A 24,367-nucleotide genomic window follows, 5' to 3' on the forward strand; every position below is an offset into this window, starting at 1 on the left:
ATCTATTCCTTGCTATATTGAAAGCGTTAATAAGGATGAGATGTTTTTACTATATTTATACGTTTTTTTTAAAATACTTTCAAGTGATAAATGTAACAATTTCTATAACATTTTGTAATATTTATATAATTTTATTCTTTACAGCAAAAAGGGAAAGCTGCATTCGATCAGAAAGATCCAACTTTCTTAATATTTTTGATATCTGATTTCTGATGTGACCCTCGGATATATACATTACTTTTGAAATTTCCCTATAGCTTTTACCGTTAACCAGATGTCTTATTATTTCAATATCCTGCGGCGATAAGATCGGTTTGCCGTTTTGATCGACCAGTCCCTGTTCTGATTTGATTTCCGGCTCACATTTTTTACTTTTTCTTGTCATGGATTCGTAAGCATCCTTATGTACTGTATAAAATCCCTTATATGTATTCTTTATTGCTGATGCAAGCTCATCAGGTTCGATATCCTTAAGTATGTATCCGTCAGCTCCGCTTCCGATAGCGGCTTGAATATCCTCTTCCTCCTTGAATGTAGTCAGTATAATTACTTTGATCTGGGGATACCTTTCCTTGATAAGCTCTGTCCCCTCAATGCCGTCAGCATCAGGCATCCTAAGATCCATAAGCACTATATCCGGCATTACTTCCGAGCACTTTTCAAATGCTTCCCTTCCATTTGAAGCCGTTCCCACAACTTCAATTTCTTCATTTACTTCTAACATAAATTTTATGCTGTTCCTAAGAATAGCAACATCATCTACAACCAGTACCTTGATCATACCCCTTTTATCGCACCTTTCATATAAGTCAAATAAAAAGCCTGTCGAATTTAGACACTAATAGTATATCAAAAAAGTCATGATATTGTTAATTTTGCAACTTAATTTCTATATATTTTTTTCGATATAATAGCAAAATTATGACAAAATGCTGAAAACATATGACAATGTGCTAAAAGAGTTTGATATATAATATTAGTAATTGAACAACAGGTGTCAATCATACATAACTAATCGTCATGCACGATTGACATTTAAACAAGCATTTTAGTATAGCACCGACACCGTGTAAGGTTTAATTATTTTTATTTTTATTAATGGAGGGGTTCAAATGAAAAAGAATAATAATTTTAAAAAATTTCTTGTTGCAATGGCAGCAGCCTTAGCATGTTCATTAGGTGTTACTGCAATAAACCATGCAATACAAGTTGTACCCATTGTTGACGGATATGTAGCAGCTGTTCCGGATGGTTCAAGAGAAGGCTTTAAGGTTGATGTACAGCCTTATGGATTTACTGCCTACACTAATACTAATGGATATTATCACCTGAATAATGATGATAGGATATCTTCTAAAACGATCATATTGAAGATATCCAAAAAAGGATACCTGTCAAGATATGTAAATGGTTTGAAAATAAATAGCAATACTACAATTGGAACTGCCAATGACCCTGTGAATTTATTTGCAGGAGATGTAAATAACGATGATACAATAAATATGAATGATATTGTTATAATGGCAACAGCATTTAACTCAACTTCAACAGACAGTGGATTTAATGATGCTGCAGATATAAATTCCGATAAAACGGTTAATATGTCCGATGTTGTAATTGCGGCAAAAAATTTCAACAAGTCTTCCATAGACTATGGGATGCCTATAATAGAGGGTGGATCATTCATTGACCCTTCACTGTCTCCAACACCCACAAATACTCCAACCAATACTCCGACAAACACTCCCACTCCATATGTGACAACAGTAGCATCAGTGCCAGCAACGGCTACATCTTTGCCATTAGTTGATTCAAGAAGCCTTAAATCCACTACTATAAGCTTCAATTCTGAAGAGGAGATAACATCAGGAAAGAATATTGTATTTTGTCCTACATTTCAGATGGCCTGGGACGGTTTAAGCGGACTGGTGGGAGATAAACTTGTTTTAAGCGGCAACCCGGCACCGGTTGAAGTACTCAATAGAGGGTTCTCCATGGTAAATTTACTATCCCAAGACAGCTATCTTACAAAAGCAGGGTATGGTCAGAATACTGTTGATGCAATAAATAAAGAGCTCAAAGAAAGGTTCCCTGAACCTCCAAGTTTGGATTTAAAACTTTCACCCAGCGATATGATTGCATATGCCTATCTGTATAAAACATTGAGTTTTGCTAAAACATTTGACGTTATGAAAAATCCTTTAAATTTTAATGGAGAGGGTTCGAATGGTGCTGTAAAGGCATTTGGAATCAATTCTTATTCCAAAAAATTTGAGGATCTGAAAAACCAAATAAAGCTTTTTAGTTACAAAAGTAACGACGATTTTATAATTAAGCTTTTAGGGCAATCGGAGAAGGATGAAATAATACTTGCGAAGGTGCCTAAAGATGAGACTTTGTATAAGACTTACACATCCGTAATGAGTCGTATAAATAGTTCAACTGCTTCTTATATGGACCCAAGGGATTCTTTGATGGTTCCAGTTTTAAACTTCAATATAGGACATAGCTATACTCAACTTGAAGGCAGGGCAATTTTAAATCCAAGTGCAAGCGGTTACTTTATTAGTACAGCCTACCAAAGTATAAAGTTCAAGCTTGATGAGACAGGTGCAGCATTGGCATCAGAAGCGTATATAGCAGCTCCAATATCGGTATACGATCCTAAGAATCTTGTTTTTGACAGTCCATTTATGCTAATTATGAAGGAGAAGGATGCACAAAACCCATACCTGATGCTATGGATTGATAATACAGAGCTGTTATCGGCTTATTAATGAGTGATTAAAATAGAAATAAATAATATATTTGGGGGCTGAGCAATCAGCTCCTTTGTCAGCTTCATTGATTGATAGCAGCAGTTTTTTTTGATATAATACTAATCATAATGGAAGTTTGTATAATATGGGAGGGAGTAACTTGCAAAGAAAATATTCTGCTTTCAAAACCCCTTTAGTCTTATCTATATTCATAGTTTCTCTTATTTTCATCAACTTGTTATTCTGTATTAAAGTCGAGGCCGCATCCTTTTCAACAGGAGCCGATGTCAGCTGGTTACCCCAGATGGAGGCTAAGGGCTACAAGTTTTATGACGATAATGGTGTTCAAAAGGACTGCCTTCAAATTTTAAAGGAGCATGGAATTAACTCAATCAGGCTGAGGGTATGGGTAAATCCTTCAGATGATCCTTACAGCGGACACTGCAGTAAAGCCGAAACGATTGCTCTTGCCAAACGCTGTGCCAATATGGGATTTAGAATTATGATTGATTTTCACTACAGCGATTCCTGGGCAGATCCGGGAAAGCAATATAAACCTGCAGCATGGAACAGCCATGGCATAAGCCAACTGCTCACCGATGTCTATGACCACACCTATGACGTACTAAATACATTAAAATCAAATGGCGTAACACCTGAATGGGTTCAGATCGGAAACGAAACCAACAACGGTATGCTTTGGGATGACGGAAAGGCTTCTGTAAACATGAAGAACTTTGCACAACTGGTAAGTCGCGGGTATGATGCCGTAAAGGCTGTATTCCCTCAAACCAAGGTAATTGTACATATATCAAACGGGTATGACAACAGCTTGTTCAGATGGATTTTTGACGGGCTTAAAAACAATGGCGGTAAATATGATGTAATAGGGATGTCACTTTACCCTGAATCAAATAATTGGTCAACCATTAGCAGCCAATGCCTCACCAATATGAATGATATGGTTTCAAGGTATGGAAAAGAGGTTATGATTTGTGAAGTGGGTATGGATAATAATGCTGCCAGTGCTTGTAAATCTCTCATTTCCGATCTTATAAAAAAAGTTGGTTCACTTTCAGGCGGCAAAGGCCTCGGTGTCTTTTACTGGGAGCCTCAATGCTACAACTGGGCCGGTTATGGCAAAGGTGCATGGAGTACAAACGGAAGGCCTACAATCGCAATGGATGCATTTTTGGAAGCTAACGTGGGAGTACCTACCTCAGCATCTACTGCCACTCCAACTTCAACTCAAACTCCAACTTCAATTTCAACACCTACCCCTACTCCGACAGCTAATCCTACTGCAACACCTTCGGTATCTGCAAGATCGGTAAGCGGCTATATAAAAGGTGCAGGTTTTATGGTTGAGCTGGAAGGAACTCAATATTTGGCATTATCCGACTCAAAGGGCTTCTTTTCGGTTAATGATATACCATCTGCCTTAACAGAATTTACTTTGAATATCTTTAAGCCTGGATTTTTATCAAGAGAAATATATATCAAAATGCCAAAAGACCGCTACAGCATTTCCATATCGGAATCAGCGGCTCCTTTAGTTTTAATTGAAGGTGATATGAATAATAATAAAGTGATAAACATGGAAGACGTTATAATAATAGCAAAAGTATTCAGTTTAACAGCTTCACATCCTCAATATAATGCTGCTGCAGACTTTAATAACGATGGGATTATAAACATGTCCGATATAATAATGCTTGCAAAAAACTTCGGTAGAACATCTGCAGATTACCCAATTGTAAATATAGATTTATAACTTGTAAGATAATTTTACATTAAACCAAACATCCATAAATACCCACACATATATAATAATACATAATGTTATAACAACTAGAAATTTAGCCGATATATATAATGAGTACAATTTAGATAAATCAAGTTTAAAATATTTTGTGAAAGATTCAGGGTGGAATTATGGATGTATTAGGTTTAACAAAAATTGCTAGGAATAGTTCCTATGAGTTGTCGGTAAATACCGTAAATAACACTTTAGTTATTACTTACTTCGGTGTTTGGGATAAAACATCCCAACTTGAATATTACCTGGAGGATATAAAGAGTGCCTTGCACAAGCTTTCTCCCGGATTTAACGTGATTATCGATCTAACCCTTTATAAAGGCAGCACCTCTGAGTATATTCACCTGCATGTTGAAGCTCAAGACCTTGCCTTAGCAGCCGGTTTAAATAGGACGGTTGTTATATTGTGGGACAACCCCATGATTAAAGTCACTATTGACTATATTTTAAAACAATCAGGTATACAGGCTACATATCTGAAAAATATTTCAGCGGCAGAACATTGGTTATCTCTGTTATGCAGCCCGCAAACCATGAATAGTTACAAGATATAACTTCAAATCATTTTTCTACAGGCAGCCTCACTGTGGCTTTAAACAAGTCTCCGTCTATTTCAACTGTAAGCTTTCCTCCCATAAGCTCCATAAGACTTCTGGCTATAGCCAACCCTAAACCTGAGCCCTCGCTGTTCCTTGACTCATCTCCTCTCTTAAACCGCTCCATAAGCTCATCAGCCGGCATATTAAGCGGGAACGCCGATATGTTTTTAATAACAATTCCTGCAAAATTGTTCTCTCTAAAGATATTTACATAAACCCTGGAAGATGGCATAGCATATTTGAATACATTGGACAAGAGGTTGTCCACGACCCTCCATAAAAGCTTTCCATCTGCATTTACCTGCATCTTTTCCCCGGGAAAGCTTGCTATAAAATCAAGACCTGATGCCTCCACCTTGTCGGTTAATTCACCAAACCCCTGCTTTATCAGGGATACAAGGTCTAATTGCTCCATATTGACCGATATATTACCACTTGAAGCCTTGGCAGCCTCAAAGAGGTCTTCTGTCAATGTCTTAAGTCTTAAAGATTTCACATCAAGAATTTCCAGATATTTAGGTGCGTTCTCCGAATCCAGGCCTTCCTTTTTCAGTAAATCTACATATGTTATTATTGAAGTAAGTGGAGTTTTCAAATCATGGGAAACATTTGTGATAAGCTCTGCCTTCATTCGTTCTGCCTTTAACTCATTTTGAACCGAAGCACCAAGACCCTGAGCGATATTGTTTATATCCTCTGAAAGTTCTGTCATTACAAGATTGGGGCCTTCAGGAATTCTCCATCCAAGCTGTCCTGCCTTTATTTTTCTCACACCTTCTGAAATAACCTTGAAGTATGCTATCCTCTTTATCACATATAAGAGCATCAAAAGGTTTATGGCACCATAGATTAAAAATGCGAAAAGTCCTACAGCCCCATAGCCTCTTCTCATACTATAATAAAAAAGAAAAAGTGATACTGCCGTTACAAAACTATATGCAATGAAAAACGCCGTTATATAGATAGCAGTTTGTCCTGAAAGAGCGGCCTTGCCGTATTGATCGGCAGACCCTTTAATTAAGCGTTTTGCGGTGCGTAATACAGCATAAACCAATGTATTTCTAAGTACTGTTCCTCTCTTTAAGTGCTTTATAAATATTGAGGAGTATATAAGACCTAAAACAACCCCGATAACAGCCAAAGGTGAAGCTAAAGACATGAATGCCGTTGTATCGGTGAACGTAACTTTACTTGGTACAAAGCCAACCAGGCATATTAATACAAACACCGGAAAAACAAAAATACCGGCACCTACATCCAGATAGATTTTATCAATTGGTGTTAAATGTATCTCTTTAGAATCCTTCCTGCGACCTGCTGAAATCAAAAATAAAATATATCCCAAAAGGAAAACCATGAGACCTGCAATAATGGTATAAAGGTATATAAACCCTTTATTTCTGTTGGAATCATATATTTTCTTGCCCACAGCATACTCTGCTTCGGGCACTCCCACATAAATAGTAGTTCCGGCAAGAGCTTGGAGTGTTGAACCGCTGAACGAACCATAATATCCTGAATATGTCCCATTATAAGACTTTATATGATATGGAAGACTTGTATAGAAGCCATCAAAATCAGCTTTATTTCCGGTATTATACGCTATCTTTCCGTCGGTATCGGAAACTATGGTATATAAAAGCTTAGTATCCGATAAATCGGCCATTACTGCCTTATATCTCAATAAATCCTCATTGACTATATCGCTATTTATCCGAGCAATTTTTTTATCATATGCCTCATTTTCCTTTGTTATAAGGTCATCCATTTCTTTTACCAAACGGGCTTCTTCATTGTCATTGTTAGCTTTTGCCTGTTCTATAAGCGGATAATACTGACTTTTAATTCCTTCTATAGAATTAAATCTTTCTTGCAAAATCGAACTGCTGTGTTCTCTAACTCTTTCATCAGTAGCAGTCTTTCCTGATTTTATATATTCCTCGCTTCGCAGAGTCGCCAGCTGAATTAGATCGGAATATAAATTGTCAACTTCACTTCTGCTTTCATAGCTTTTATTATAATCAAAAGGTTCCCTTATATATCTTAAGTACTCATACCCTGTAACACTATATAACATCGACAGCATTCCCGAAATGCACATTAAACATGTTATGATTTTAAACCAAATGCTACTACTGATATTTCTCAATTTTATAGCCAATTCCCCACACCACCTTTAAATATTTTGGTTCTTTAGGATTTAGTTCTATTTTTTCCCTGATCCTTCTAATATGGACAGCCACCGTGTTTTCCGGGTTGAAAGAAGGCTCATTCCATACCTGCTCATATATTTGCTCCATTGAATAGACCCTTCCTGCATTTTCACAAAGAAGCTTTAATATTTTGTACTCAACAGGTGTCAGCTTAACAGATTCACCATCTACTGTTACCTCCTTGCGACTGTCATCCACCACAAGACCTCCGCTTCTCCAAACATCGCTTTTTACTTCCATGCTTCCAAGCATTGTATACCTTCTAAGCTGTGACTTAACCCTGGCAATAAGCTCAAGGGGGTTGAAGGGTTTGGTTACATAGTCATCAGCACCGATATTAAGTCCAAGTATTTTGTCTGTATCCTCAGATTTTGCTGACAGCATGATAACAGGGATATTTTTCTTCTCTCTTATTTTCATGGTAGCCCTTATTCCGTCCATCATAGGCATCATTATGTCCATTATTATGAGATGAATTTCAGTATTTTCAATTATCGACAGTGCCTCAAGGCCGTTTGCAGCTTTATACACATCATAGCCCTCATGCCTTAAGTAAATCTCAATTGCTTCAACTATTTCCACTTCATCATCGCAGACTAAAATGTTCATGGTTTCCCCTCTTTATTTCAGTTTTCATTAAGCAAAATCACCCTTTCATATTTTGTATTATACCTAAAGTATAAAGCTCAAATCTTACGAAAGGGTAAACGAATTTATTAAGATTTTCTTAAGAAATCCCTTATTTATTAATATAATTTTATACTGCCTTTCCGGGTACTTGTCAATAAATTCCTCTATTATAGTTCCACTGACTAATATAATCTCCTAAGTTTTGAAGATAGAATAGACATTTCTTCCCTATACTTAGCCACTGTCCTCCTAGCAACTTTGATACCATCATCCTCTATTTTTCTCTTTATTTGCTCATCGCTTAAAGGTTTTCTCTTATCCTCATTTTGAACTATATCCCTTATAGCCTTTTTTACTGCATTAGCAGCAATACCAGTATCACTTATAGTATCTACCTCTGCTGAAAAAAAGTATTTTAGTTCAAAAACTCCTCTTGTAGTCTCAATATACTTATTATTAACTGTTCTGCTTATTGTTGACTCATGTAGTCCTACTTTATCAGCCACCATTTTTAAAGACAAAGGCCTCAGAAACTTATACCCCTTTCTAAGGAAATCATCCTGGTAGTCAATAATACAGTTTGCTACATTTAGTATTGTCCGTTTACGCTGCTCTATAGCATTTATAACATCTATAGCTTTAGAAATCCTAGACTTTATATAATTCTTAGTTTGGATAGAGCTTTGTTCATTTTTTATTAGTAACCTATAATGTTGATTTATTTTCAAATTTATATCTATGTCATTGTTGAGCAAAACGATGAATTTATCATTTACCAGCTTAGTAACCAGCTCCGGCTCAATATACATTACAGTACAGTTATCAGAAAACTTTAATCCAGGCTTTGGGTTTGTACTCTTGATTTTTTTATAAATTTCTACTACCTGTTCATAAGCTAAACCCAGCTTTTCTGATATACTTTTATATTTCTTTTCAGCAAGCAGCTCAAGATAGTTGTTTACAACTGTTTTGACATTGCCATCCAACTCCCTTCTGCGGCCAAGCTGCAGTAAAATGCATTCTTTCAGGTTCCGTGCCCCAATACCTGCTGGTTCTAATTTTTGTATAACATTAAGAGCTTTCTTTACTTTATTTAAAGGTACGCCTAGAATACAGGACGCATCATTTATACTTACACTAAGGTACCCATAATCATTAATTGTTTCGACTAAATAAAAAGCAATCTTTTTAATTTGGGAATCAATGAAGAGTTCTCTTATTTGATTCTGCAAATGATTCCTTAAAGAGAGATTGTCACTTACATATTCAGAGAAATCCTTTCTTTTTAACTCTTCATACCCATTTTCGCACACATAATTTCCTTCATTTTCATATCCAAGTAATTTCATACACTCCATATCGTAATCTTCTATATCCAGCACCGGGTTTTCATTTAATTGTATGGTAATATACTGCATAAGTTCAATATTTGACATTTGCAGCACCTTAAGTTCTTCAATTATTTTCGGAGTAATAGTCAATTGCTGGTTTTGATATATCTGATTTCCCAATCCTGTATTCATTAGCTATCACCTTTCATACGCTTCTATCATCAGAATAACATTAAAAATTGAAGATTTTATGTAGAATGATAATTTCCTAGACATCAAAAAAGACCGGTATAATCAAACACCAGCCTTTGATAATTAAATTTGTTTACTTTTCTTCAGTAAATGTCAGCTTCAAATCTACTTTGGACCCATCCCTTACTACTACAGCGTTTACAGTATCACCTGCTTTATACGATTTCTTAATATCATCCAAGTCTTTCATTGTTTTCACTTCCTTATCTGCAAGGCTTACAAGAATATCACCTTCACTAATACCTGCTTTATCAGCACCACTTCCAGAAGCAACTTCGATAATATAGATACCTACAGGTATACCATACTGCTGTGCTATAGGCTCTGTAACTTGCTCACCTGTTATACCAATTTGCGGTCTACCCTTTATATAACCAAACATTCTAAGCTGATCCACAATTGGCTTTGCATCGTTAATTGGTATAGCAAACCCTAAACCTTCAACCCCTGCTGTTGAAATTTTTATTGTATTGATACCAATAACCTGACCTTGTGAATTTACAAGAGCACCTCCACTATTGCCGGGATTACTTGCTGCATCAGTCTGTATAAGATTTAAAGTCTTACCCTCTGCTTCAACTTTTCTATCAAGGGCACTAACCACTCCAACAGTAACAGACCCTGCAAACTCCATTCCTAATGGGTTACCGATTGCTACAGCAAGTTCACCAACTTCAAGCTGTGATGAGTCCCCAAGTTCAGCTGCTGGAAGATTATCCAATTCCACTTTTATGACTGCCAGGTCATTTTTACTATCTCCACCTATATATTTAGCTTTTACCTGCTTATCATCAGAAAGAAATACTTCTAATGTTGTACTTCTGCTTAACCTGTTTTTTGGGTCTGCATATTGGACTACATGGTAGTTAGTCATGATATATCCATCTTGGCTTATTATAACACCTGACCCTTCAGCATTTGACTGACTTATATTATTAAAATAACTTCTTTTAGAATTGCCTGTTACCATCCTAATTCCCACGATCGACGGATTGACTTTCTTTGCTATCTCAGTAACCGGCGATCCTTTGGTAAGTGCTACCTTTTCATATTTGATATTACCGGCATTATCAGTCATAACATTTGTCGTTTGATATTTTTGATATAAAGCTGCTTGTTTACTCAATTCATCTGAAAACTTAGAATAAAGTCCCCAACCCACTAATGCACTGCTTATTGTAGAACTCACTAAAACAAGTGATATATATTTTTTAAGATTGAATTTGTTTTTGATTTTTTTCCCAGTACTATCATATAAACCATCTGTATTCGACTGTTCAGTTTCATCTAAGTTGTTTTTCTCCTCAATGTTCCATCCATAATTCTTATCCACATTAACACCTTCCTTTTCATTTCTTTTATGTTACAATTTAATTATAGGAATTCTATGTGAAGATATTGTGGAGGAGTTTTGAATAATTTGTTAAAGAACTATTAACAAATTTCGAAAGTATTGGAGCTATAATACAATACTACTATGTTATAATAAGGTTTAGGCTATTCAAATTCCAAATAAAAACATGCACTAGATATTTTTCCAAAAGGAGGTACAGCTATGAAAAATGATATTTTTATCTTGGTTAAATTTATTGATACTTTTTGTAAGCATCACCATTCAAACAAGGCAAAGTCCCTGTTTTCATCGCATCAATTTGAACCGAAAGAAGAGTTTTTAATGTGTAAGGAATGCATTGAATTAGCATTATATTCAATACAGAGACGCTCTAACTGCATCCACAATGGGAAAATCAGTTGTAAGAATTGTACAATAAAATGTTTTAAAGATGAATATCGCAATCAAATAAGAAAAGTTATGAAGTTCTCTGGAATCTATTTTATAAAAAAAGGGAGATTAGATTATTTAATTAAATACTTCTTCTAACCATTATTTGTTATATTGAACACTTAAGATGCTTCACAATATCCAGCATAAGGTCCTTCTCAATTTTAACATTGATATTGCTTTGCTTTAAATTCTCAATCGTATTACGGTTTATATTTGCACCTACTATTCGGACAACAATAGGATTTAATAAATCCATAATAATTCCAACTAGGGGTTTTTTGCTCCTTACATGTTCCAGCATGATTATTTGCCCATCTTTTTTGCAAACCCTCTTAAGCTCCTTCAAACCTTTTATTGGATCTGGTACTGAACAAAAAACACAAGTAGTGATAATTGTATCAAATGTTTCATCTGCAAAATCAAGAGCCTGGACATCCATGAGACGTAAATCAACCTTTTTACCATATATGCTTGCCTTCTCTCGTGCAAATTCAAGCATTTTCTCACTGAAGTCTATTGCGGAAACTTCAACACTTTCAGGGTAGTATTGTATATTCTTTCCAGTACCTACTCCTACCTCAAGTACTTTACCATTTGCTTCGTTCCAGACAGCCTTCCTCCAAAGGCTCATTTTACCCTTTTCCATCAAAGATTCGGTTATTTTGAAAAACCTAGCTATTCTATTATACCTTTTTCTTGTTGAATCCGAAGTATTGCTCATAGTCTTCCCCCTCATCAATTTTCATCTTATTACTAATGTTTTCCTACAAGTTACCCAAAATCTAACACGAATTAACTACCAAATTTGAATCAATTAAAAAGCGAATCCTAAGATTCGCTTTAGTAATCAACTCAAACTATATAACAAGAACTACATCATACCCATTCCGCTCATACTGCCGCTTCCGTTATTCATTGGCATACTTCCTGAGCCGCTCATTCCTCCCATATTCATCATGCCACCCATCATGCCCATGTTACCCATACCTCCCATATTTCCCATGCCTTGCTGCATCTGAGAGCCACCCATGCTGCCCATATTATTCATTCCGCCCATACCGCCATTCATCATGCCCATTTGCTGCTGCATTTGATTTAACTGCATCTGCATCTGGTTCAACTGCTGCTGAATTGCCATATTATTATCCTGCATCATGCCGCTGCCCATTCCACCCATGTTCATATTACCCATGTTCATATTACCCATTCCCAGGCCTTGCTGCATACCCTGCTGCTGATGCTGTTGATGGATATTGGCTCCTTGAATACCAGTAGTTGATACAAATCCTAAAACAACTACACTTACAAGGATACCTACAAAAGAAAATACCGCTAATTTTAACCATCCGTTATTATTCATTACAAATCCTCCAATCGCTTTTTCAATAACATTGTTTTTATTTGACCTACTTTCTTGGTTTATCTTCCTATCCATAGCTTTAGTTTTTTGTTTTTTCCGGTTCAAAATAGAATTTATAAAACTCCAAAGAGCAAATCCTGAACCTAAAAATAAAAGAATAAGAAGGACGTACATATAAATCTGACCTGCAGAACCTAGAATACTCATTTCCACCACCTCTACTTAATCCACACAATTGAGAGTATTATCGCCCCTCCTATAATGAAGGGAAGTAAAATAAATATTATTGCCGTTGAAAGATAATTAAGCTTATATATTACAGGCGATTGGCCCTGATGATGAGAGTGCATCTCCCTCATGTTTTCCTTCGTTTGACTCTGACCATTTTCAGAACTAAACAAATCATAAATTGTCGTATCTTTTAAATGCATCTGTTTCATCATATTTCTCATACTTCCATCCATCATTTGTGCTTTTGGAAGCTTAGGTGAACTCCAAAGAAGAACCAGTGTGATTATTGTCAGACCTGAAAATACAAAGCAAAGCCTCCAAAAGTTAATCCTCTTCTTATCAAACATTTTTGTCACCCCTCTTAAGATTCCTAACCAAGATGCCTATGATGATACTAAGTACAATAACCGGGAGTATAAGTGAAGAAGACATAATAAGAATATTTTTTAGTGGGCCATGGTTTTCAAGATTCATTGCGACTCCCATCATTGAGTTATCCATAGCACTCATCATACCCATCATAAACCTCATCACTTCAGCTTCTGTAGGACCAGGTCTAAAAATCGAAATAACCACTCCTGAAGCAAGGAAGAAGAAGAAACTGGTTATAAACCATATAAAAATCTTAAGCCACTTTTTTTGCATCATCTTTTTCTTCTCCTTCCTATAATCTTACTTTTTCCTCAGCAGCTTTTTTCTTTGACCATATCAGTGCATGGCATTTTTTATATATGTGCCAAATTACACTTGCAAGGGCTATATATGAAATATATTCATGGACTAAAAGTGCAAATCCCACTGCTCCCATGTCAAACTCATTACATATCCATATCAACACACCGCTTATAATTAAAATTAGAGTTGTTATAAAGGTAAATAGCTGATATCCGCCTCGTCCGAAAATAAACCATGCCAGCTTTGATGTATCATTCCTGATATTTCTGAACACTTCATAAAAAATTGATATAAGAGTTAAAAGCACAAATATTGCTGCTGATATCCTGTGTATATAGTCAGCTGTAGCATAATCAAAATTTAATAGCCATCCGTATTTTGCCCCAACCATACTGAATCCGCTTATTGCAAGCAGTGCCCATACAATTGCCCATAGCCAATGCATAACAAAATCAAATTTCATATTCATGACTTATCAGTTCCGCAATTTGGACAGCATTTCCACTCTGCCTTAAGTTCTTCATCGCAAGATGCACATTGAACTTTTAATTTTTCACCGCATTGGGGGCAGAATTGGGATCCTTCTGATACTTTAGTAGTACATTTTGGGCAGATAACAGATGTCTTATCACTTGAAGTTAAGATTCCCAACTTTTCAGTTATTTGCTTTGAGTAACCATGCCTTAAAAACATGAATACTCCGAGTATAACTCCTATTACAGAAATAAATAGAAGAAGTTTTAGAAGTAATGACAATATACCTGTTAAACCTAAGCCATATCCGGTGCCAACCACCATACTGCTCCTAAAAATCCCATTATTCATACTGTAGGTCATCATCCACCCTATTACTGTTATCAGCAGCCAAGCACCCACTATCGATAAAGCCACTATAACAATTGTCTTTAAAATAGAATCATTTTTTATATAATTATACATTTTAGCCGCACCTCCCTGATTTGAAGTTTTGGTCAATATTCTGAACATTAATACAAATGCAAATATAACTAAAGATATCAGAAAGAGCTTAACACCAATTGCCAAAATATAAGAAAGTGTATTCTCCAGAGAATATCCTCCCATTCCATTGCTCCTTGGACCGAACATTATGTTGAATGCAAAGCCAAACCCCAAAACACTTAGTATAATAATTGTTATATTCCTCAAAATAGGATCATTTTTTATAGTTTCCCACATATATTAGCACTCCTTTAGTGTAATTCATTCTTCCTCGTAGGTTTTAACTGACTGAAAATAAATCCAAGGATGCTTAGAATTAACCCTACGATAAATATAATTAGTATTGTATTAACAATGGTCTGTATGTTAATATTACTAAACAAGCCTCCAAATACACCCTGTGACATAGCAGAATGATTCACTTGGCCGGTAGTTGTTATATTTAACATATAGGTCTGTGCTGTATTTGACAATACTATTGACTGCCTTGTTAAGTCATCACTAAGCAGGTTCAAAGAAGCTACCCCTTCAGCTAATTTATAAACACTTTGATGAATCTGATTCATTCTCTCCTTATCATAAACGAGTCCTGAAGATGATATATAGGGGTTTATATTAACAAGACCTGCAGCCTCATTTATATAATTTTGAGCCTGTGTCAATTTATTTTTATTTTGCACCGTCAAGTTATATTGATTTGTATAGTATTGAATCAAGTCCTGGGTACTAGTACTTGCATTCTCAGCTTGGTTTACCAATTGACTTTGAAGCTGATTTAAAAGCACCATACCTAATGACATTTTGTATACACCATTATGAAGCTGCTCCATCTTGTTTGCATCGTAGACTGTCCCCATATTCTGCATAACCATATTATTTTGCTGAGAGGTGGTTAAAGGAGTAGGTTGATTTGCTTCGGCTTGAGGGTAAATATTAACAGTGATATTGTTTCCTCCTTGAGTAGGAGCTGTATTCGTATAATTATTAGCTTGGACATTTGCCTTTGTATCACCCTGTGACGATGGAGTTGCATGGGGTTGAGAACTATTTTTCATCTGCATATTACCCATTGCCTCAGAATTTGAGTCAGATGCATATGGGTCAACTGTCATAAGTCTTATTGCTTCGTTAAGTGACATTAATGATTTATTTAAACTATCTTTATTTTGTAAAATAATATTAGCTTGATTTAACCCTACCGGGTTACCAGATTGCTGACTTTTAACAGCATCTTGAGTCATTCCTGTATGGTTGGCCGCTGTATCTTTTTTTGTATCTTTTGACTGGCTTGTATTATTATTTGTTGTTGCTGTAGCAGTATTATGACCTGAATGATTAGTAAACAGAGTCATATACCCTATAAACCCTAACCCTCCTACTATAATAGTTACTAGAAAAACAACTAAAACACCCTTTAAAAATTTCATTTGTGACTCACCCCTTTACTGAATTTCGTATAACAACTTTTATTTATTATAAATACTTTGTAACAATGTTTGACTACATTTGCCCAGTCATCATATGGTGAACACCAAATGCTGCTGCAGCAATAATCACAATAATAGCCAACACAACCAATATTGTTATTGTTTTTTTATTCATCAAGCTAAGCCCCCTTTCATTTATGGAACATATTAAGACATGAACGAAAAATTCCTTCCGCTTTTGAGCAGGTATTGACTAGTTAAGTCAACACATAAGCGAAATTTTATAGGGGAAGTTATTTTTTGCTCATGACTAAGCTTATAACTGGATTATACAAAGTAAATATGAAGATTTTATGGAGATTTATAAATAAATCATGACTATATAAAACAATTAATGAAGGATCTTATCAAAAATATTATTTCATTAAATTAAGTAATATCATTAACAATTTTAACTCCCTAAAAACAAAGCCCCTACCATAGAACCAAGCCGTAAGGGTATACAGCCGGTATCTAAAGTAGGGGCTTTGCTTTAAAAGATATTACTATATAACATCATATCCTTGATCTACTATAGCATCCTTTATAATGTCAACATTAACCTTAGACGGGTCGAATTCTATAGTAACCTTTTTTGATTTTAAATCAACAGTTACGTTTCCAACACCATTTAATGCTCCTACAGCCTTCTTAACACTGTTTTCACAATGATTGCAAGACATTCCTTCCACATTTAAGGTTTTCACTTCACTTGCCATAATTAAATCCTCCTATAGTTTATTTATAACCTTGTATAGTATTTACAAGATTTGTTGTTTGGCGTGTAAAATCATCATTTAATCGATTGAGCTCAGCTACACCTTCTGCTAGCACCTTCATGCCCTGATGAATTTGGTTCATTCTTTCCTTGTCATACACTAAACCGCCAGATGAAATGTATGGATTAATATTAACCATGTTTATAATCTCATTGATATTATTTATAGCATCCTGCAGTTTGTTTCTGTTATATACTGTCATATTATACTGGTTTAAATAATACTGTTGTACATTTTCCTGATTTGATATCAGGGCTGATTGCTTTTCAAGTTCTCCATTAACTCGTTCTAAAATAACCATACCTGAAGCTACCTTGGACAAGCTGTCATGGAGCCTTGTCATTTTATCCTGATCATAGGTAGCACCCATGTTTGACATACCTGTTATGCTTTCTTGCATTCCCGAAACAGGTGCATTAGGATCCATAGTGATTAGTTTTAATGCTTCATTGAGTTTGTTTGTAGCTTTTGCCAATGTATCCTTATTTTGTAATGCAAAATTTGACTGTGCTATATATTCTGCCCCATTATTGGTTTGATTACTATGACTTCCCTGATTTCCATCACTCGCAGTTGCCGCCGGACTGGCATTTTGGTTATGACTCTGTTGGTCTTTATCTTCCGGCTCATTGTCTGTCTGTTTTTCCTGATTTGTAGTTACACTCTTATTTGCTTCATGTATCGTATCCTTAGAACCATTGGTTTTTGTATGCTCAACCATAGTTCCGGTGGAACGCCCTTTATAAATATAATGATACCCAAGGTATAGGCCGCCTGCAACAATAATTAGTATCATAATAAAAGCCAATATGCCGCCACCTTTAGAACTCTTTGGCTCACTATTTGGACTTTCTGTGCTGCCCTTATAGGCTTTGAATCTTTTAAGGCTTAATGAATTGGTTACTACCGATACTGAACTAAACGCCATAGCCCCTCCTGCAAGAACAGGACTTAAAAGACCTAGAGCAGCAAATGGTATTCCAATTATATTATATATGAATGCCCAAAATAGGTTTTGCTTTATTTTACCCATTGTTTTCTTCGAAAGCCTTATGGCAGTAGGTATTGATCTTAAATCCCCTCTCATAAGTGTTATATCTGCAGCTTCGATAGCAACATCTGTTCCTGTACCTATAGCCATTCCAATGTCTGCTGTAGCCAACGCAGGTGCATCATTGATACCGTCACCGACCATCCCAACAACCTTGCCCTGACTTTTTAGCTTTTCTACCTCTTCTGCTTTGTTTTCCGGAAGAACCTCAGCCAGTACATTTTTGATACCTACCTGTTTTGCAATGGCATTAGCGGTTCTCTTATTGTCACCGGTTATCATATAAACTACTATTCCCATTTTTTGAAGTTCTTCAATAGCTTCCTTTGAATGCTCCTTTACTGTATCTGCTACAGCAATTATTGCTTCGATACTGCTATTGACTGACATAAGCATTGCTGTCTTTCCTTCATCCTCAAGCTTTGCAATGGCAGCTTCCATATCGGCAGTACTAAGCCCTATTTCAGCCATAAGCTTCCTTGTTCCGATATAGATTTCCTTATTACCGATAACAGACTTTATACCTCTTCCCGGTATTGCTTCAAATTTGTCAGGGTCAGGTAAATTACCATATTCACTTTTTCCTTTTTCATATATTGCAACACCTAAAGGATGTTCTGAAGATTTTTCTGATATTGCAGACAGCTTAAGTATTTCATCTTTACTCATACTACCTAAATTTACTATATCAGTTACTTCAGGCTCACCTTTTGTAATGGTGCCGGTCTTATCAAGAACAACACTGTTTAGCTTATAGGCTGTTTCAAGGTGTTCTCCGCCTTTAATGAGTATACCGTTTTCCGCTCCCTTACCCGTACCTACCATGATAGCTGTGGGAGTAGCAAGACCTAAAGCACAAGGGCAAGCTATAACCAACACCGATACTGCACTTACCATGGCAGAGGTAAAATCTCCTATTACGAGATACCATATTAAGAATGTTAAAACAGCAATACCTACAACTGCAGGAACAAATATACCCGATACCTGATCAGCAATTTTCTGAATAGGGGCCTTAGAGCCTTGGGCATCCTCAACCATTTTGATGATCTGGGAAAGAGCAGTATCCTTACCCACCTTTGAAGCTTCAAATTTAAATGTACCGAACTTATTTATGGTAGCACCGATTACAGTGTCCCCAACCTTCTTTTCTACCGGCAGGCTCTCCCCGGTTAGCATAGATTCATCAATGGATGAATTCCCTTCCAACACCTTTCCGTCACAGGGCACCTTTTCTCCCGGTCTTACTACAACAATATCCCCAACAACAACCTCTTCAATTGCTACGTCTTCTTCAACACCATTTCTTATAACCCTTGCAGTCTTAGCCTGAAGGCCCATAAGCTTCTTTATTGCATCAGATGTTTTACCCTTAGCAACTGCCTCAAGGTATTTTCCAAGAAGTATGAGGGTTATAATTACTGCTGCCGCTTCAAAATATAATTCTTTCATCATCATACCTTCCTTAGCCGGCTGAAAGAAGGCATTATATATACTGAAAAAGTAAGCTGCCGATGTACCCAAACTAATCAAAACATCCATGTTTGCACTTCTAGCTTTGAGTGCATGAAAAGCATTCCTGTAAAACCTGAAACCTATGATAAACTGAACTGGTGTAGCTATGATCAACTGGAAATACTCGTTATGCAAAAATCCAATATCTATATGAAAAAGCATGACTACCATAGCTAATATAAGGGGTGAACTCAATATGGCAGATGCAATAAGTTCGAACCTTAGCCGCTTAATTTCTTTTTCTCGCTGCTCCTTTTCCTTGTCAGCAGCCACTTCCTGGGCCTTTTCAGCCTTATATCCAAGAAATTCTATTGTCTTTATGAGATCCGATGCTTTTATTTTTGATGGATCATATTGGACATTTGCCTTTTCAGTAGCAAGGTTCACAGAAGCATTTATTACACCATCTAGTTTATTAAGCTTCTTTTCTATTTTTGCCGAGCATGCCGCACAGGACATACCGCTTATTTTAAGCTCAACACTGCTATTTGCCTGCTCTATTTCCTTTTCAATCCCATAGCCTAATTTCTTCACTGCCTCAGTTATTTTATCGCTATCAACTGATATATCATCAAATTCAACTGTTGCTTTTTCAACAGCAAAATTAACATTTGCTTTTGTAATACCAGGTAATTTATTTATTATTTTCTCAATCCTTGCTGCACAAGCTGCACAAGTCATCCCCGATACTCTAAACGATTCCTTTCTTATCACATAATCACATCCTTAATATTGTTGTAAAATTAATATAATTGTAGAATTAATCAATATTAGCCATAATATATCAAACCTTATCCGCAGCAACCTCCTCCGCCGCTTGACCCACTCGCTGGCTTATAGCCCTTTATTTCATTTTTTATTTCATCTAGATTTATTTTATTAACATCATCCACTACTTTTACATACCCATTTAGCATCCCCATCCAACACTTAAATGTAAAATCTGCTTCAGGAACAAACTCAATCTTATTTTCTCCATTCTTCAAAGTCATCTGTGAGTTGTATTCCGGAAATACAAGCCTATTGTTGCAGTAATTAAGCTGCTCCCCGTTAATTACAAAGTTAGTTTTTACTCCTTTTTGCATAACGATAACTGCTGGTGAAAAGCCATAATCGTTGACACTAAAGCTAACATCTTGTATTCCGTCCTTTATTCTACCAACTGACACTTCATCTACAGGAACTTTTCCACCAATAAATTTAGTCGCTTTAGAGCTTGCACCGCAACAACCTCCACCTATGCTGCCTGATTGACCAGAAGGATCAGCGGCATCATTAATATCTTTATCTTGAACTTTTGTAATATCCGGTACAACCTTAATACTACTGCTTATCATCCCCATCCAGCATGTATAGACAAAAGTTCCTTCTCTTTTAGGTGTAAACTCTATTATATTATCACCTACTATAAGTTTCTCGTTCTCTATTCCAAATTCCTGCGAGGTTATGGCATTGTTACAACCGTTTAAGCTCTCTTTATCGGCTTTAATTATCCACTTAACAGGTATATCTTTTTGCACAACTATAGGTGTATATCCTCCCGGCTCAAGGTTTATCGTTACAACCTGTTCTCCATTATCTATTTTCGCAATGTTTCTACTCCCACCAGAACTTCCCAACGCAAGCCCGATATTATAACCTGAAAGGTTAAAACCCCTATTGAGCATAATCACTCCGAGTATCATAACCAGTACAGCACTTACCTTAAGCATTTTATGAGTAAACTTGCCGCTTAATAGTGAACTTATTGCACCAAAGCCAAACATAAGAGGAACAGTACCTATACTAAACAGAAACATTGATAATGCACCTGCCAGCATGCTTCCGGTTCCCAATGCGTATAACTGCATAGCCTGCAGAGGTCCGCAAGGCATTAATCCATTTAACAGTCCTATCACTATAGGCCCTTTTTTGCCAGTATTGCCGTGAATCTTTTTTCCAAATATTTTAGGCATCCTGGGATTTATCTTTCTAAGCCATGGAAAAATGTTTAACATATTAAGGCCCATAATCACCATAAATATACCTGAAACAATGGCAATTATACCCTTTACCGTTCCCGAAAAACTTACCACTGAGCCCAAAGCTCCCACTATACCACCAATAATAGTATAAGATATAACCCTTCCTAAGTTGTATAATGCACTGGGTGTTAGCCTGGTAAGTTCCCCCAATCTCCTGCCTCGGCCGTTCCCTTCTCTATCCATATCTTTTTCATTGCTACCCAACTTATACTGTACACATACCGATAAATTGATCCCTCCGCACATCGCTATACAATGAAGTGAAGTCAAAAGACCTACAACAAATAGTATGCCATATCCCATAGACTGGTTGACTTCAGGTATAAAATTAAAACCTATTGTGTTATTAATAATCAAATATAAAGCCAATATTATAACACCAATACCTATAACCTGCCCTGGTCTCATTCTATTTTCTTCAACTTTAGTTTTATATTCTTTATTTCGCTCATCTGTTTCAGATATTGATGAAGCTTCACTCTTTACCTTATAATCAAGCTTCTCTATAGTCTCAATTATTCTACCAATACCAAGTCTACTGCTGTCATAAGTAACATAAACACTTGAACTGCTGTAAATTGCTTTTGCTTCTATCATTCCCTCAAGTTTCATTAATACATTCTCAATTCTCATTTCACAGCTGGTACAAGTCATACCTTCTATATGAAGAGTTTTTTGTTTATTATTTAGACTCATAGTATACCTCCCCGCACTTAAAGTTTACTTTTATAATACTAACAGAAAAATATGAAGATTTTATGTAGGAAACAAAATCTCAGAGTGATTTTATTTCCTTAGTTGTTGTAGTGTGAAATTGAATAAGGTGGGGTATCCCACCTTTTCATTAAGTTATACTAGTTATACTTATTGAGTTTTCCAATTTGAAGTAAACAGCTCTTTATTCTTTTCAATTAATTCCTTTGGTATAGTTATATTTACTCCATCTTCTGTTTTTTCATCTTTCATAATAGGAACAGGGTTACATCCACCCCTTTGCTGCTCAACCATGTCCATCTTGAATCTGTTTCCGCAATTTTGACAAACTAGAACATCGCCTTGCTGCTTATAGTAAGCCTTTGGCGACCCATTACATACCTGGCATGTATTAAATGCAGTTCTAACTGATCCGTCCGATGCCTTAACAGCTAAAATTTCCATATTGGTACTTCCTGCTTTGAGAGGATAAAACTTAGCTGTTTCAGTTACTTCAGACTTTGGAATTACCAGGTCTGTAACACTGCTGGAAACGGTTTCGGTTTGGTTTCCATTTTGGCTTACATTTTCTCCTTTATCTTTTCCAATAAAGACAATAACTACTGCTACTACTAAAAGCACTGCAGCAATACCCGCAAAAATTGCAATCCCCTTTTTAGATTTATCTGCTTTTTTATTATTTTTCATTTTTTCTACCACCTTTTTAAAATATTAAGTTCATTTTATCAGGAGTTTGTGAAGATTTTATGGAGATATAAGAAATGTACCCAACTAATTTTTATTTACCTTTTTTCAGGATCTTCATAAACTATTCCTTCTGCATCAATAGAATAACCATTACCACCTGGGCACTTGGGTATTTCCTTAACATATTTATCGACTAACATTTCAATTTGCAAAGGATACTTCCCATTAACTTCTTTATATTTATCTGCTGCAGCTTGAAGCATTTTTACATTTTCCTCACAAGAGCTCTTTTTACCTGTTATTTTTTCCACAAGCTTGTGCACTATGTCATTATCAGAATGTCTACCTGTTAAATGTCCATAAATAAAATAAGAACCTGAAGCAATTATAAGAATCAGTATAGATAAAATTATAATATTTATTGTTTTTCTCATCAATTCACCTCCCGCTTAAATTTTTCATTTACTTTTTATTAGTTATTAAAACATAAATTTATGAAGATTTTATGTAGAAAAGGGGCTGTTGCAATAGTGATTGAAAATCTTTGCAACAGCCCCTTTATTAATTAGTCTTTAATACATTCACATGCCGCCCATCATGCTCATGCCGCCTTGCATGTTTGTGCCCATGTTCATACCACCCATCATTCCATGCATTCCATGCATTCCCATACCGCCTTGCATTCCGCTGTTCATATTCATTCCACCCTGCATGTTCATGCCGCCCATATTCATTCCACCTTGCATTTGCATTCCATTATGATATCCGTTTCCTATATTCATGCTTCCATATCCGTAGTAGTTATTAAATGTATTTATTCCCCATAATACTGCAAAAATCAATATGATACCCACAAGTGAAACTACCGCCAACTTGAACCAAGCATTGCTTAAAACTCCATTATTAGTCATATCAACGACCTCCTTTTACGCATTTAATGTTTCATTTGCATTTCCGCAGAATGGACAAACCTTCCACTCATCATTTAATTCCTTGCTGCAAACTACACATGTCTTATTAACAATAACTGCCTTTTTCCCTGAAAATGCTCCCTTTATTTTCCGTATATCATCTTCAGTAAATACATATCTCTTTACAGCCACAACAATTCCTATGACTAAACCAACAATAAATAGCACAAACAAAACCTTAATTAAAAGTAATAATAAGGAAGAAACTATTCCCATTGACCCAAAACCTACTCCAGATCCCATATACATTATATCACCTCCTCATGCCAGCTTATTTTTCCTTCTTGTCAATTTTAAAAAGCAAGAACTATGCCAACACTATAAGTAATAGAATTCATGGGTATTTGGTATAGACAAATTTATGAAACTGCCCCATCTACAATAGAACGTGTTCAATATTGAACACCTCTATGTAATAAATTACACACCTTGTTAAAGACATCAGCATGGACAATTGTTTTTCCCCATGATGCAGATCATGAATGATGTCCATAACCTCCTTCTCCGAAATTGAATCCAAGTTACCTGTGGATTCGTCCATTAAA

General features: G+C 35.9%; 22 protein-coding genes and 1 pseudogene. 4 read left to right on the top strand and 19 right to left on the bottom strand.

Annotation, left to right across the window (positions count from 1 at the left end; translation table 11 throughout):
* Positions 1-121: 121 nt before the first annotated feature.
* Entirely contained in the window at positions 122-781 is a 660-nt protein-coding gene (locus VIO64_RS03435; protein ID WP_331915173.1) for a response regulator transcription factor, read from the bottom strand.
* 331 nt (positions 782-1,112) lie between these two features.
* Here VIO64_RS03435 and VIO64_RS03440 point away from each other — a divergent pair, with 331 nt between their 5' ends.
* The 3 genes from VIO64_RS03440 (at position 1,113) to VIO64_RS03450 (ending at position 5,132) form a co-directional block, all read left to right on the top strand.
* Positions 1,113-2,777, top strand: a complete 1,665-nt coding sequence (locus tag VIO64_RS03440; RefSeq protein WP_331915175.1) for a dockerin type I domain-containing protein — start codon at positions 1,113-1,115, stop codon at positions 2,775-2,777.
* Between the two features lie 142 nt (positions 2,778-2,919).
* Entirely contained in the window at positions 2,920-4,533 is a 1,614-nt protein-coding gene (locus VIO64_RS03445; protein ID WP_331915177.1) for a glycosyl hydrolase 53 family protein, read from the top strand.
* A 161-nt stretch (positions 4,534-4,694) separates the two neighbouring features.
* Positions 4,695-5,132: a hypothetical protein gene (locus VIO64_RS03450; RefSeq protein ID WP_331915179.1), complete on the top strand. Its 438-nt coding sequence runs from the start codon at positions 4,695-4,697 to the stop codon at positions 5,130-5,132.
* A gap of 7 nt (positions 5,133-5,139) precedes the next feature.
* Here VIO64_RS03450 and VIO64_RS03455 read toward each other — a convergent pair whose 3' ends face one another.
* From VIO64_RS03455 to VIO64_RS03470, 4 genes are all read right to left on the bottom strand, one after another.
* Entirely contained in the window at positions 5,140-7,254 is a 2,115-nt protein-coding gene (locus VIO64_RS03455; RefSeq protein WP_331915181.1) for a HAMP domain-containing sensor histidine kinase, read from the bottom strand.
* A 55-nt stretch (positions 7,255-7,309) separates the two neighbouring features.
* A complete protein-coding gene (locus VIO64_RS03460; protein WP_331915183.1) occupies positions 7,310-7,999 on the bottom strand; it encodes a response regulator transcription factor in 690 nt (229 codons plus the stop codon).
* 203 nt (positions 8,000-8,202) lie between these two features.
* Positions 8,203-9,543 (bottom strand): RNA polymerase factor sigma-54, encoded by a 1,341-nt coding sequence (gene rpoN / locus VIO64_RS03465; RefSeq protein ID WP_331915185.1) that lies wholly within the window; start codon positions 9,541-9,543, stop codon positions 8,203-8,205.
* Between the two features lie 133 nt (positions 9,544-9,676).
* Entirely contained in the window at positions 9,677-10,936 is a 1,260-nt protein-coding gene (locus VIO64_RS03470; RefSeq protein WP_331915187.1) for a S1C family serine protease, read from the bottom strand.
* Positions 10,937-11,158: 222 nt separating this feature from the next.
* Here VIO64_RS03470 and VIO64_RS23015 point away from each other — a divergent pair, with 222 nt between their 5' ends.
* Complete coding sequence (locus tag VIO64_RS23015; RefSeq protein WP_414705229.1) at positions 11,159-11,485, top strand: nitrous oxide-stimulated promoter family protein; 327 nt, start codon at positions 11,159-11,161, stop codon at positions 11,483-11,485.
* Between the two features lie 10 nt (positions 11,486-11,495).
* Here VIO64_RS23015 and VIO64_RS03475 read toward each other — a convergent pair whose 3' ends face one another.
* From VIO64_RS03475 to VIO64_RS03540, 14 genes and pseudogenes are all read right to left on the bottom strand, one after another.
* Entirely contained in the window at positions 11,496-12,110 is a 615-nt protein-coding gene (locus tag VIO64_RS03475) for a class I SAM-dependent methyltransferase (protein ID WP_331915189.1), read from the bottom strand.
* A gap of 150 nt (positions 12,111-12,260) precedes the next feature.
* Positions 12,261-12,956, bottom strand: coding sequence for a hypothetical protein (locus VIO64_RS03480; protein WP_331915191.1), 696 nt, complete (start codon positions 12,954-12,956; stop codon positions 12,261-12,263).
* An 11-nt stretch (positions 12,957-12,967) separates the two neighbouring features.
* Positions 12,968-13,327: a hypothetical protein gene (locus VIO64_RS03485; protein ID WP_331915193.1), complete on the bottom strand. Its 360-nt coding sequence runs from the start codon at positions 13,325-13,327 to the stop codon at positions 12,968-12,970.
* Positions 13,320-13,628 (bottom strand): hypothetical protein, encoded by a 309-nt coding sequence (locus VIO64_RS03490; RefSeq protein ID WP_331915195.1) that lies wholly within the window; start codon positions 13,626-13,628, stop codon positions 13,320-13,322. The genes VIO64_RS03485 and VIO64_RS03490 overlap by 8 nt, the downstream gene beginning before the upstream one ends.
* A 16-nt stretch (positions 13,629-13,644) precedes the next feature.
* Positions 13,645-14,124 carry a cytochrome b/b6 domain-containing protein gene (locus VIO64_RS03495; RefSeq protein WP_331915197.1) on the bottom strand — a complete coding sequence of 160 codons (480 nt, stop codon included), beginning with the start codon at positions 14,122-14,124 and terminating at the stop codon, positions 13,645-13,647.
* Entirely contained in the window at positions 14,121-14,852 is a 732-nt protein-coding gene (locus tag VIO64_RS03500; protein ID WP_331915199.1) for a zinc ribbon domain-containing protein, read from the bottom strand. The genes VIO64_RS03495 and VIO64_RS03500 overlap by 4 nt, the downstream gene beginning before the upstream one ends.
* Before the next feature lie 14 nt (positions 14,853-14,866).
* Positions 14,867-16,042 (bottom strand): hypothetical protein, encoded by a 1,176-nt coding sequence (locus VIO64_RS03505; RefSeq protein WP_331915201.1) that lies wholly within the window; start codon positions 16,040-16,042, stop codon positions 14,867-14,869.
* A 545-nt stretch (positions 16,043-16,587) separates the two neighbouring features.
* On the bottom strand, positions 16,588-16,800 hold the full coding sequence (gene copZ, locus VIO64_RS03510) for a copper chaperone CopZ (protein ID WP_331915203.1): 213 nt from the start codon (positions 16,798-16,800) through the stop codon (positions 16,588-16,590).
* Between the two features lie 931 nt (positions 16,801-17,731).
* Positions 17,732-20,140 (bottom strand): annotated as a pseudogene (locus tag VIO64_RS03515) (heavy metal translocating P-type ATPase); the annotation flags it as partial.
* 77 nt (positions 20,141-20,217) lie between these two features.
* Complete coding sequence (locus VIO64_RS03520) at positions 20,218-22,146, bottom strand: sulfite exporter TauE/SafE family protein (RefSeq protein ID WP_331915205.1); 1,929 nt, start codon at positions 22,144-22,146, stop codon at positions 20,218-20,220.
* 168 nt (positions 22,147-22,314) lie between these two features.
* A complete protein-coding gene (locus VIO64_RS03525; RefSeq protein WP_331915207.1) occupies positions 22,315-22,851 on the bottom strand; it encodes a DUF2318 domain-containing protein in 537 nt (178 codons plus the stop codon).
* 95 nt (positions 22,852-22,946) lie between these two features.
* Complete coding sequence (locus VIO64_RS03530; protein ID WP_331915209.1) at positions 22,947-23,285, bottom strand: hypothetical protein; 339 nt, start codon at positions 23,283-23,285, stop codon at positions 22,947-22,949.
* A gap of 147 nt (positions 23,286-23,432) precedes the next feature.
* Positions 23,433-23,762 carry a hypothetical protein gene (locus tag VIO64_RS03535; protein ID WP_331915211.1) on the bottom strand — a complete coding sequence of 110 codons (330 nt, stop codon included), beginning with the start codon at positions 23,760-23,762 and terminating at the stop codon, positions 23,433-23,435.
* Positions 23,763-23,777: 15 nt separating this feature from the next.
* Entirely contained in the window at positions 23,778-24,071 is a 294-nt protein-coding gene (locus VIO64_RS03540) for a hypothetical protein (protein ID WP_331915213.1), read from the bottom strand.
* Positions 24,072-24,367: the final 296 nt, after the last annotated feature.

This window comes from Pseudobacteroides sp. (genome assembly GCF_036567765.1).
In the GTDB taxonomy this organism is placed as follows: Bacteria; Bacillota; Clostridia; order Acetivibrionales; family DSM-2933; genus Pseudobacteroides.